Source organism: Ruegeria sp. AM1 (assembly GCF_056540745.1).
In genome coordinates, this window is record NZ_JBQFXH010000004.1 from 25,640 (window position 1) to 37,336 (window position 11,697).

Below are 11,697 nucleotides of genomic sequence, written 5' to 3' on the forward strand. Positions count from 1 at the left end.
CCCGCTTTCTTAACCGATGAGGGCGTCATGACTCCGGCACTTCAGGGCCTGCTGACCATCGCCATCGGCGTGTCGGGCTGCGTGGGCTACTTCTACCTCTCGAACCAGTTTCTGGACAAAATTCTGTTCCCGCCGCGCGGGCCGAATGCAGGCCGCAATATCAACCGTGCTAATATGATCAGGCCGTGGCTGTTCCTGTTCCCTGCGCTGGCTGCGCTGGGGCTGTACCTGGCTTATCCGGTGGTTGAAACCTTGCGCCTCTCACTCACGGAGCGCGTGCCCGGCGGCGGGTACAGATGGGTCGGTTTTGAAAACTACGCTCAGATGGCGGCGGAACCCAAATTCTGGGAGGCCATGCGCAACAACATGTTCTGGCTGATTGTGGTGCCTGCCATGTCCACCGGTTTTGGTCTGCTGGTGGCGCAGCTGACCGACCGCATTCGTTGGGGCAATTTCGCCAAATCGCTGATCTTTATGCCAATGGCGATCTCATTCGTGGGCGCCTCGGTGATCTGGAAACTGGTCTATGACGCGCGCCCGGCCGAGCAGGATCAGATCGGGATTCTGAATGCGTTGTACATCTTCTTTGGTGGAAGTGATCCGCAGACATGGCTGACAGTGCCGTTCTGGAACAGCTTTTTCCTGATGATCGTGCTGGTCTGGATTCAAACCGGCTTTGCTATGGTGATCCTGTCGGCGGCCTTACGGGGTATCCCCGAAGAAACCATCGAGGCTGCCATTCTGGATGGCGCGAACCCGTTTCAGATTTTCTTTCGCATCAAGGTGCCGCAGATCAAGACAACCATTCTGGTGGTCTGGACCACGATCACGATCACCGTTCTCAAGGTCTTTGACATCGTCTTTGCGATGACCAACGGGCAATGGGAGACGCAGGTTCTGGCCAACTACATGTATGACAAGCTGTTCCGCGCCAACGACTGGGGGGTGGGCTCGGCGTCGGCCATGGTGATCATGCTGCTGGTCACTCCGATCCTGATCTGGAACGTGCGCAACGCCCGCAAGGAAATGGAGTAGGCCATGAGCGATATTGCAGGAACCAAGCCGGCGCTCAGATGGGTTGTTCACCTGTCGGTCATCTTTCTGGTGGTGCTTTGGGTTATTCCAACGGTGGGATTGTTGGTCTCGTCTTTTCGGACGGCAGACCAGATTTCCGGCAGCGGCTGGTGGCGGTCGTTGTTCCCGTCCGAGCAGAACCTGACCCTGCGCAGCGCCGCCCCCGAAACGCAGGTTCTGGAAAACGGGCTCTATGTGATCGAGGGTAAGCTGTTTGACAGTGAAGAACAGGCCAAAATCTCTCGCTGGGGTATCACCTCGCGCGATGTCGATGCCTATGCGCCCGGCGAGACGACAGAGCTGCGCCGGGGCGGGACGATCACGGTGGATGCGGACGGTAATTACCGGATGCAGAACACTGAGGAGTTCTCGGGCAATCGCGGTCAGCGGATTTTTGTGACGGCGGAATTGCCGCCGGAGTTTACGCTGGACAACTACCACACGGTTCTTCTGGATCAGGGCAGTACCGATAGTATGGGGCGGGCGTTTTTCAGCACGCTGACCGTGACGATCCCGGCGACGATCATCCCGATTCTTGTGGCGGCCTTTGCGGCCTATGCGCTGGCGTGGATGGAGTTTCCGGGGCGGGCCTTGCTGATTGCGGCTGTGGTCGGGTTGCTGGTGGTGCCATTGCAATTGGCGCTGATCCCGCTGCTGAAATTCCACCTGAGTATCGGGATTGGCAAAGGGTATCTGGGCGTTTGGCTGGCCCATACCGGCTTCGGGATGCCGTTGGCGATTTACCTGTTGCGCAACTACATGGCGGGTCTGCCGCGCGATCTGATCGAAAACGCGCGGGTGGATGGAGCGACCGAGTTTCAAATCTTCACCAAACTGATCCTGCCGCTCAGCTTCCCGGCGCTGGCCTCGTTTGCGATCTTCCAGTTCCTGTGGACATGGAATGATCTGCTGGTGGCCAAGGTGTTCCTGATCGACGCGACAGGCCAGACAACGGTGATGACCAACCGCATTGTCGAGCTGTTGGGCACGCGCGGCGGCAATTGGGAGATTCTGGCGACCGCTGCTTTTGTCTCGATCGCGGTGCCGCTGGTCGTTTTCTTTGCAATGCAAAAATATCTGGTCCGCGGCTTGCTGGCCGGATCTGTTAAATAGAGGCGTCTGATGAACGTGCAGAACAACGCAACACTTAACTCTTCCACCAAAGTGTCATCGGATTGGTGGCGCGGCGGTGTGATCTATCAAATCTATCCGCGCAGCTTTCAGGACAGCAATGGCGACGGGATTGGCGACCTGAAGGGGATCACGCAGCGGCTGAGCTATATCGCGTCGCTGGGTGTGGATGCGATCTGGATTTCGCCATTCTTCAAATCTCCGATGAAGGATTTTGGCTATGATGTCAGCGATTATCGTGATGTCGATCCGATGTTCGGTTCGCTGAACGATTTCCGCGATCTTCTGGATCAGGCGCATGCCCAAGGTCTGAAAGTGATGATCGATCTGGTGTTGTCGCATACATCCGATCAGCACCCGTGGTTCACCGAAAGCCGCGCCAGCCGCGAGAATGCCAAATCGGACTGGTATGTCTGGGCCGACCCCAAATCAGACGGCACACCGCCCAACAACTGGTTGTCGATCTTCGGTGGATCGGCGTGGCAGTGGGATTCCCGGCGTCAGCAGTATTACCTGCACAATTTCCTGAGCTCGCAGCCTGACCTGAATTTTCACAGTGCCGCCGTGCAGGAGGCTTTGCTGGATGTCGCCCGGTTCTGGCTGGACATGGGGGTGGATGGGTTTCGGCTGGATACTATCAACTTCTATTTCCACGATGCGCAACTGCGCGACAACCCGGCTCTGCCGGCGGAGATGCGCAACGCCTCAATCGCGCCGCAGGTGAACCCATATAATCATCAAAACCACCTCTATTCCAAAAGCCAGCCCGAGAATATCGCGTTTCTGGAGCGGCTGCGGGCGCTGACTGATCAATATGAAGGCCGGGCCTGTCTGGGCGAGGTCGGCGACGCGCAGCGTGGGCTTGAGATCATGGGCGAATACACCAGCGGCGAGAAGCGTATGCATATGTGTTACGCCTTTGAGTTTCTTGAGAAACAGCCTCTGACCGCGCCTTATGCCAAGCAGGTCTTTGATCAGTTGGAGGAAAAGGCCGGGGACGCCTGGCCGTGCTGGGCGTTTTCAAACCACGACGTGCAACGCCATGCCTCGCGTTGGGGTTTGGATGACGCTGCGTTGCGCCAGCATGCGATCCTGTTGATGTGCCTGCGCGGATCAGCTTGCCTCTATCAGGGTGAAGAACTGGGCCTGCCCGAGGCGGATGTCCCTTTTGAGCGGCTGCAAGACCCCTATGGCATTGAGTTCTGGCCCGAATTCAAAGGGCGCGATGGCTGTCGTACCCCGATGGTCTGGGCGGCGCAGGATGAACATTCCGGGTTCAGCGCGGCTGATCCGTGGCTACCGGTCAGCCTGGAACAGGCGGGGCAGGCCGTTGACCGGCTTGAGGATGATCCGCAGTCCATACTCAACCATTATCGCCGCGCCATTGCATTGCGCCATGCGTATCCGGCACTGGCCTCAGGGGCGCAGGTTGAGATGGAGCAGAACGGGCCAATCCTCAGCTTCTATCGCGCGGGCGCCGCAGAACAGATTTTCTGCGCTTTCAATCTGGGTTCGGAACCGGCTGAGGTGGCGCGGCCAGCAGGCAACTGGCGTCTGATCGGGCAAGAGCTGGGTGCGGTCGAAGGTCCGGTTTTATCGCCTGCGCAATTCTGCCTGATGGCGGCGGACAAGGGGTAGGGCATGTCAGAACTTAAACTCACGGATGTTGCCAAGTCCTATGGGCCGGTCGATGTACTGAAACATATCGATCTGGATATTCAGCAGGGCGAGTTGATCGTCTTTGTCGGCCCGTCGGGTTGCGGCAAATCCACATTGCTGCGGATGATCGCGGGGCTCGAGAAAATCTCGGGCGGAACGCTTGAGATCGAAGGTCAGGTGATGAACGATGTGCCCCCGGCGCAGCGCGGCATTGCGATGGTTTTCCAGAGCTATGCGCTCTATCCCCATATGACCGTGCGCGAAAACATGGCCTTTGCTCTGAAGATCGCCCGGATGCCGTCTGCCGACATCGACGCAGCCGTTGATCGCGCCGCGCGCATTCTGCAGCTTGAGCCGTTTCTGGATCGTTTGCCCAAGGCTTTGTCGGGCGGGCAGCGTCAGCGCGTTGCCATTGGACGCGCCATCGTGCGTGACCCCAAAGTGTACCTGTTCGACGAGCCGCTTTCCAATCTGGACGCAGCGCTGCGCGTCGCAACCCGGATCGAGATTGCGCGGCTGAAAGAGGCGATGCCCGACAGCACGATGATCTACGTCACCCACGACCAGGTTGAGGCGATGACCCTGGCCAGTCGCATCGTGGTTCTGGCCGATAAAGGCATCGCGCAGGTCGGCACGCCGCTTGAGCTGTATGAGACGCCCGACAACGAATTTGTCGCGCAATTCATTGGCTCACCCGCGATGAACCTGCTGCCCGGCACGATCACGGAAACCGGGACGACCACCACCGTTGCGCTGGCCTCTGGCGGTGTTGCGGTGTCGGCGATCCCGACAAGCTCGGACGATCAGGGCAAACAGGTCAATATCGGTGTTCGGCCCGAAGATCTGGTCATGACCGAGGGTCAGGCCATTCTGACCGGCATGGTAGATTTTACCGAGGCTCTGGGCGAGGTCACGCTGCTCTATTTCGATAAGACCGAGGGGGCCGAGTCCGTCATTGCCAAACTGCCCGGTGTGCAGCGCAACCTGCGCGGGCAGCAGGTTGCGGTCACGGCGGCGCCTGAGAAGGTGCATTTGTTTCACGACGGGCTGTCGATGCGGCGACCCTGAGACCGGGCCGCCCTAGACAGCGGTGTCGCGTGGCAGGATGGTGACACCGCAGGCGTCGATCGTCTGGCCCTGCCAGTCGATGGCGTGGGCATTGTAGTTGATCAAAAACGTATACTGCGCCGTTTCCCGCCGCCGCAGCCCTTCGGGCATGGGAAGGACAGTCAGACCAACCTCTTGTGCCGCGTTACCGATGATCCTGTCCCACAGCGCGTCATCGGGGAACCCCGCCAGATACCACAGGCCATCCACGCCTTTCAGCGCGGCGGTTCCATTTGCAAATGACATCAGGTCCGGGGCATCGCCCGACAGGTGTTCGACCCAATGCACCGCCGCTCCGCCGCCATCGACCGGACGGGGCGAGCTGGGCGGCAGCGACTCGACAAGATCAACCTCACACTCCAGACCCGCCACACCGGGGCGGCCCTGTTGCGGGATCTGGAAGTCGTGTGAAATCGCGCCGGTCCGCGGGCCCAGAATGACCAGTGACCCAGCAGCAGCCAGCCGGTGCGCAAGATCAGGCGTCAGCACCGCCAGACCGGGGGTCAACACAAGCTTATAGCCCGCATCAGACGCGATGGTTTTCGCATCCACAATATCCACCGAAAGCCCGGCCCGCCGCAGCGCCTTGTAGGCTGCAAAGACAAGGCGGAAATAGTTGAACCCCGCCCCTTGCGGTTGCGTGTCCCATGCCCAGTGAGAGGCATAGTCAAAGGCGATGGCAACCTCGGCCTGTTCTTGCCGGATATCGCCCAACGCGGCCAGTTCCTTGGCCACCTGCTGTACCTCGGCTTGGGCCGGGGCATCGCGGCCATGCGGTGTCAGCAAACCTGCATGCATCTGCTCTTGCGCAAACGGTGCTTGTCGCCAGCGGAAATAGCTGACCACCTCGGCCCCGTGCGCGACCGCCTCATGCGACCAGAGCCGGACCATGCCCGGCAGTGGTGCGGGGTTGTAAGGCGCCCAGTTCACCGGGCCCGGCTGCTGCTCCATCACCCACCACCGGCCGCGCCCGACCGCGCGGTAGAGGTCATGGTGAAAGGCCTGCATGTCCGGGTCGCCCTGTTGCAGGAACGCCGATTTGTGCGCATCATCCGCCTCAAGCCGGTCCGACAGGAAGCCAATCGGATAGCTGTCCCACGTGGCGATATCCAGATCGGCGCCGACCTCGAAATGATCGAAACCGAGGATGCGGCCCATGTAGTTGTGCAAGAGCGGCGCATCAGTCAGCGGGCGCAGCGCATCGACCTGCGCCTTGTTAAAGACCACCACCTGATCCGAGCTGAACCGGCGAAAGGCCAGCACATGCGCGGGGTTGGGTTCGGTTACGGTCAGGTTGGGCAAGTCGATCTGATCAAAGTTGTTGTACTCCATCGACCAGAAGACATTGCCCCAGGCCTCATTCAGGGCCTCGATTGTCCCGTATTGCTGCGCAAGCCAGTTTTGAAAGGCCGACAGGGCAGGACGGCTGTAGCTGACGGTGGTGTCGTGACAGCCATATTCGTTATCAATCTGCCATGCCGCGATATGCGGGTGTTGCCCATATCGTTCGCCCAAAAGCCGCACAAAGCGCACGCATTCGTCGATATATCCTGCATGGCTAAAGCAGTAGTGGCGACGCGATCCGAATTTGCGCGGATTGCCTTGCGCATCAACCGCCAGCATGTCGGGATGTTTGTCCAGTATCCAGCGCGGCGGGGTTGCTGTCGGCGTGCCCAGAACCACCTTGAGCCCGGCTGATCCCAATGTTTCGATGGCACGGTCCAGCCAGTCGAAGTGCAGGTCGCCCGGGGTGGGTTCCAGCCGACTCCATGCGAATTCACCGATCCGCACCCATTTCAGGCCGGTTTCGACCATCCGCGCAGCGTCTTCTGCCCACTGGGCCTCGGGCCAGTGTTCAGGATAATAACAAACGCCAAGTTCCGGCTTCATAAGATCACTCGATGCTCGGCCTGACCCTGACCCGCACTTTCGGCGGCAAAGGTCATGCCATTGGTGGGCTGTGCTGCGATCGCCTCGCGCTCCAGTCCCTGACGCGCAGTTGTGCAATACAGCGTTGTCAGATCCGAGCCGCCAAAGGCCGGGCAAGAGGTATGGGCGGCCTCGAAGGTGATGGCCTTAAGGAAACGCGCGCTGCCGTCATAGGCCGCAACACGGTGCGCGCCCCATTGGGCGATCCAGATGTTGCCCGCCGCGTCGACAACGGCCCCGTCAGGGTTCAGGCCGTCGTCCCGCAGGTCCAGAAACACCTGGCTTTCCCCCTCAGGCCAGCCCGTTTCTGGGCTCAGAGAGGTGCGCATGACCTGACCCGTAACGGTATCTGTGAAATAGGCGCAGGATTTGTCAGGTGCAAAACAGATCGCGTTCGAAATGGTGACATCCGGTACCAGTTGACGCAGCTCGCCCTGCCAGTAGCGATAGATCGCGCCTGCGCCGGGTTCAGCCTGTTTGCCCATGGTGCCGATCCAGAAACCGCCCCAGGGATCGGCCCGCCCGTCATTTGACCGGGTGACCGGGTTGTCTGCCTCAAGCGGCGCAAGCAGGTCTTTGGCCCCGTTTGTCAGATCAAACCGCCAGAGCGCCGTTTCGGACGCAATCATCAGCGTATCCCTGTCGACCCATCCCGCAGCCGAGACATGTTCGGCGAAGTCCCAGCTTTGCGGTCCGTCCCCGTCGCGTGTCATCAGGCGTTTGTTCACGATGTCGAACCAGAAAAGCTGCTGCCGTTCAGGGTGCCATAGCGGGCCCTCGCCCAGTTCGCAGGGGCGGTTGTCAAAGACCGCTGTCATCCGCAGGCCTTGTCATAGGCCTCGACGATGTTGCGGGCCCGGTCTGCGATTTCAGCCACGCCCATCCCCGGCTTGTAAAGAGCAGACCCGATCCCGAAGCCATCCGCGCCCGCCGCGATCCAATCGTGAAAGTTTTCGGGTCCGGCACCGCCGACGGCGTAAACTTGGGCTCCCTTGGGCAGGATCGGGCGCATCGCGGCCAGCCCGGCGGGGCCAGCCATCACGCCGGGAAACAGCTTCAGCCCCGTTGCACCGGCCTTGAGCGCCGCGAAGGCCTCGGTCGGGGTATAGACACCCGGCCAGCTTTGCATGTTCAACGCAACTGTGCGTTGGATGACCTCAGGATCGCAATTGGGTGAGACGATGAGTTTGCCACCAACAGCCGCAACAGCCGCGACCTCATCAGGGGTCAGCACCGTGCCCGCTCCGATCAAGGCCTGATCCCCGTATGCATCGGCCATAGCCTTGATGCTGTCCAGCGGATCGGGCGAATTCAGCGGTACCTCGATCTTGTCGATCCCTGCCGCCAGCAGGGCCTCGCCGACAGAGAGGGCCTCGTGCGGGCGCAGCCCACGCAGGATGGCGATGATGGAACGGCTCATGCGTGTTGCCTCGTGAGATTGCGGGCCTGTCGAAGACCGGCCAATGTTGTTTGGGTGGCGTCAGAGATTTCGACAAATGCCCCCTGTTGCCGCAAGGCGCTGGCATAGATATCGGCCAGCCCCGAGGCACCAATGATGGCCATCTGCTGGCCCAGCCAATAGGGACGCGTGGCGGCCAGTTCGGCACCAACCAGATAACCGGACAGCCGGGCGCGATTCACGCCGCAGCCCTGACCATGCAGCAAATCCGCAGCGCGCAGACCAAAGAGGCGCACGGCCAGTTGTTCGGGCTTGGACAGCGTATCGGCCACCGCATCCGCAAAGGCGGCGTCATCCCATCCCTCGGTGACCGAGTGTTTCAGCACAGATTGCCCTTGCAGCAGATCAAACATCTCACCGGTCATGAAGGTGCGGAAGCTGACGACCTCATTGGCGCTGATCTGAACCCATTTGGTATGGGTGCCGGGTAGGCAGATCACACCGTCCCAGTTGGGGTGCATGGCCAGAAAACCCGCGATCTGGGTTTCCTCGCCCCGCATCACATCAGCCGGGTCAAGCTGTTTGAGGCCGGGAACCACAAAGGCGCGAATGCGCGGGTCGGTGCCGCTGACCCGGAAGGGCGCATGGGGCAGAGGGTGCGACGGAACCGCCGCATAGGGGGCCTCAACCCAGCCCTGCCGAGCGCCGACCATGCCGCAGGCGATGACATCCAAGGGTGCGTCGCCCAGCCATCCGCCGATCAGTCGCAGTAGGGCGGCCTGAAAATCTCCGCCCGTGATGCGCGACATGCCTTCGTCGGATTGGGCGTGATCCAGAATGGTGTCCCCCTGCATGGCCCAGGCACGCAGGCGGGATGTCCCCCAGTCTACTGCTATCCACTCGGTTTTCATGCGCTTATCCTGTGACCACAACGCCGCCGTCGACGACCATGCACTGGCCGGTCATCGCGCGGCTGGCCTGAGAGGCCAGAAACAGCGTGGGTGCGATCATGTCTTCGGGGGCCAGATGTTCCTTAAGGCACTGACGATCCAGATGCGCAGCCAGATCGTCGGGTGTCGCCCATTGATCCAGTTGCTTTTGCGTCAGAACCCAGCCGGGGGCCAGCGCGTTGATGCGGATTTTTTGCGGACCCAGCTCGCGCGCCAGCGAACGCGTCATTCCGGTGATACCCGCGTTCGAGGTGGTGTAGATCGGATAGCCGTCATTGCCCATCATGTAGCTTATCGAGCTGAAATTGATGATCGAGCCACCGGTCGCCTGCATCTGGCGAGCGGCTTCCTGACAGGCGAAGTAATAGGCCTTGAGGTTGATGTCGATCATCCAGTCCCAAAACTCGGCGGTGGTGTCGGCCAGCGCGTGGCGTTCGTCATTTGCCGCGTTGTTGACCAGGACCTGAATCGGGCCGAAAGCCTCGGCTGCTTTGCCCATTGTGGCCTGCAGCAATTCGGTATCGGTGATGTCGCCCTGCAGGAACAGCGGCGCGCGACCGTGTTTGTCACGCATTTCTTCGACAAACGCGCTGGCGTCTGATCGGCCGATAAAGGCGACATTTGCACCTTGCGTCAGAAACCCGTCGGTCAGCGCGGCGCCGATCCCCGAACCGCCGCCGGTGATGAAAACCGATGCGCCACCGAGGTCGGGGAATGTTGCTGTCTTGTCCATCAGTGACTCTCTCTGGTTACAAGGCGGGTGTCTTTACCGACCAGGAAATCCAGATCAGCCCCCTGATCGGCCTGCAGAACATGGTCGATATAAAGTTTGGCATAGCCGCGGGTGTAATGCGGCTGATCCGGTTGCCATTGGGCGCGGCGCGCCTCCAGTTCCTGTTCATCGACCAGCAGTTCAAGCTCGCCTTTGCTGGCTGAGACGCGAATGCGGTCGCCGGTTTTCACCAATGCCAGCGTGCCGCCGGCCTGCGCCTCGGGGCTGACGTGCAAGATTACTGTTCCAAACGCCGTGCCCGACATACGCGCGTCCGAGATTCGGATCATGTCGCGCACGCCCTCTTTGACCAACTTGGCCGGGATCGGCATGTTGCCGACCTCGGGCATACCCGGATATCCTTTGGGGCCGCAGCCTTTGAGCACCAGGATGGTGTCTGGCGTTACCGGCAGATCATCCCGGTCGATATTGGCCTTCAGATCTTCGATGCTTTCGAAAACATAAGCCTCGCTTTCGATTTCCAGCAAGGCGTCGGTGGCGGCCGAGGGCTTCACAATCGCCCCGTTTGGTGCAAGATTTCCGCGCAGAACACGCAGGCCCGCGGTGGGTTTGACCGGATCGTCAAAGGGCCGGATCACATCGCTATTGAAACACTCTGCCCCTTCGTAATGGGCCGAGATATCCTTGTTGAGTACGGTCTTGGCGGGGCGCAGGAAAGGTTTGAGTTCGTTTAGAACCACCGGTACGCCGCCTGCGTAGCAGAAATCCTCCATCAAGTATTTGCCCGAGGGCATGCAGTTCACCAGCAGAGGAATTTCCGAACCAATTTCGAAGTCCTTCAGCGACAGGTCCACGCCCACACGGCCTGCAAGCGCCAGCAGATGCACCACTGCATTGGTCGAGCCGCCGACAGCCGCATTGGCAAGGATGGCGTTCTCGAACGCTTCTTTAGTCAGGATGTCCGAGGGCTTGAGGTCTTCATCCACCATCTCGACAATCCGCTTGCCGGTCAGATGCGCCAGCGCCATGCGGCGGGCGTCAACAGCGGGTAGGGCAGCGTTGGTGGGCAGGCTCATGCCCATCGCCTCGACCAGCGAGGCCATGGTTGAGGCCGTCCCCATGGTCATGCAGACCCCGGCGCTGCGGGACATGCCGGATTCGGCGTTCATGAAATCCTGCAGGGTCATCTCCCCGGCGCGCACAGCCTCGGAGAATTTCCAAACATCCGTCCCTGAACCGATATCCTGACCACGATACTTGCCGTTCAGCATGGGGCCGGAACTGACCACGATCGAAGGCAGATCAACCGAGGCCGCCCCCATCAACTGCCCCGGAGTGGTCTTGTCGCAGCCACCCAGCAGGACAACGCCGTCAATGCCATAGGCGCGGATCGATTCCTCGACATCCATCGCCAGCAGGTTGCGGAACAGCATTGCGGTGGGCTTCATCTGGGTTTCGCCCAGCGACATAACGGGGAACTCGACCGGGAAACCTCCGGCTTCCCACACGCCGCGTTTCACACCTTCGGCCAGATCGCGCAGACCCGAGTTGCAGGGGGTCAGCTCGGACCAGGTGTTGCAGATGCCGATAATCGGGCGACCGTCAAAGGCGTGATCTGGAAAGCCTTGGTTCTTCATCCACGACCTGTGGATGAACCCGTCTTTGTCCAGCTTGCCATACCAGTGCTGTGAGCGGCGCTTTTTTGTCATTTTCTT

10 protein-coding genes are annotated in these 11,697 nt (G+C 60.4%); 4 read left to right on the forward strand and 6 right to left on the reverse strand.

All coding sequences use genetic code 11. The features are described from left to right. Positions 1–27: 27 nt before the first annotated feature. The 4 genes from ACR0I7_RS11805 to ACR0I7_RS11820 are packed head-to-tail and all read left to right on the forward strand — an operon-like array spanning position 28 to position 4,932. Positions 28–1,035, forward strand: a complete 1,008-nt coding sequence (locus tag ACR0I7_RS11805) for a carbohydrate ABC transporter permease (RefSeq protein WP_480511223.1) — start codon at positions 28–30, stop codon at positions 1,033–1,035. 3 nt (positions 1,036–1,038) lie between these two features. After that, positions 1,039–2,187, forward strand: coding sequence for a carbohydrate ABC transporter permease (locus tag ACR0I7_RS11810; protein ID WP_480511225.1), 1,149 nt, complete (start codon positions 1,039–1,041; stop codon positions 2,185–2,187). Between the two features lie 9 nt (positions 2,188–2,196). Then, positions 2,197–3,843 carry an alpha-amylase family glycosyl hydrolase gene (locus ACR0I7_RS11815; RefSeq protein ID WP_480511227.1) on the forward strand — a complete coding sequence of 549 codons (1,647 nt, stop codon included), beginning with the start codon at positions 2,197–2,199 and terminating at the stop codon, positions 3,841–3,843. A 3-nt stretch (positions 3,844–3,846) separates the two neighbouring features. Further along, complete coding sequence (locus ACR0I7_RS11820; RefSeq protein WP_480511229.1) at positions 3,847–4,932, forward strand: ABC transporter ATP-binding protein; 1,086 nt, start codon at positions 3,847–3,849, stop codon at positions 4,930–4,932. A gap of 12 nt (positions 4,933–4,944) precedes the next feature. On the opposite strand, the gene ACR0I7_RS11825 is transcribed toward ACR0I7_RS11820, so the two are convergent. From ACR0I7_RS11825 to ACR0I7_RS11850, 6 genes are read right to left on the reverse strand one after another with little or no spacing between them, the layout of a single operon-like run. Then, entirely contained in the window at positions 4,945–6,861 is a 1,917-nt protein-coding gene (locus ACR0I7_RS11825; RefSeq protein WP_480511230.1) for a beta-galactosidase, read from the reverse strand. After that, positions 6,858–7,718 (reverse strand): SMP-30/gluconolactonase/LRE family protein, encoded by an 861-nt coding sequence (locus ACR0I7_RS11830; protein WP_480511232.1) that lies wholly within the window; start codon positions 7,716–7,718, stop codon positions 6,858–6,860. Before ACR0I7_RS11830 ends, ACR0I7_RS11825 begins: the two co-directional genes overlap by 4 nt. Next, positions 7,715–8,320, reverse strand: coding sequence for a 2-dehydro-3-deoxy-6-phosphogalactonate aldolase (locus ACR0I7_RS11835; protein ID WP_480511234.1), 606 nt, complete (start codon positions 8,318–8,320; stop codon positions 7,715–7,717). Before ACR0I7_RS11835 ends, ACR0I7_RS11830 begins: the two co-directional genes overlap by 4 nt. After that, positions 8,317–9,210: a 2-dehydro-3-deoxygalactonokinase gene (locus ACR0I7_RS11840; RefSeq protein WP_480511236.1), complete on the reverse strand. Its 894-nt coding sequence runs from the start codon at positions 9,208–9,210 to the stop codon at positions 8,317–8,319. The genes ACR0I7_RS11835 and ACR0I7_RS11840 overlap by 4 nt, the downstream gene beginning before the upstream one ends. A 4-nt stretch (positions 9,211–9,214) precedes the next feature. Then, on the reverse strand, positions 9,215–9,982 hold the full coding sequence (locus ACR0I7_RS11845) for an SDR family NAD(P)-dependent oxidoreductase (RefSeq protein ID WP_480511238.1): 768 nt from the start codon (positions 9,980–9,982) through the stop codon (positions 9,215–9,217). Then, complete coding sequence (locus ACR0I7_RS11850; protein WP_480511240.1) at positions 9,982–11,691, reverse strand: IlvD/Edd family dehydratase; 1,710 nt, start codon at positions 11,689–11,691, stop codon at positions 9,982–9,984. The genes ACR0I7_RS11845 and ACR0I7_RS11850 overlap by 1 nt, the downstream gene beginning before the upstream one ends. Between the last annotated feature and the right edge of the window lie 6 nt (positions 11,692–11,697).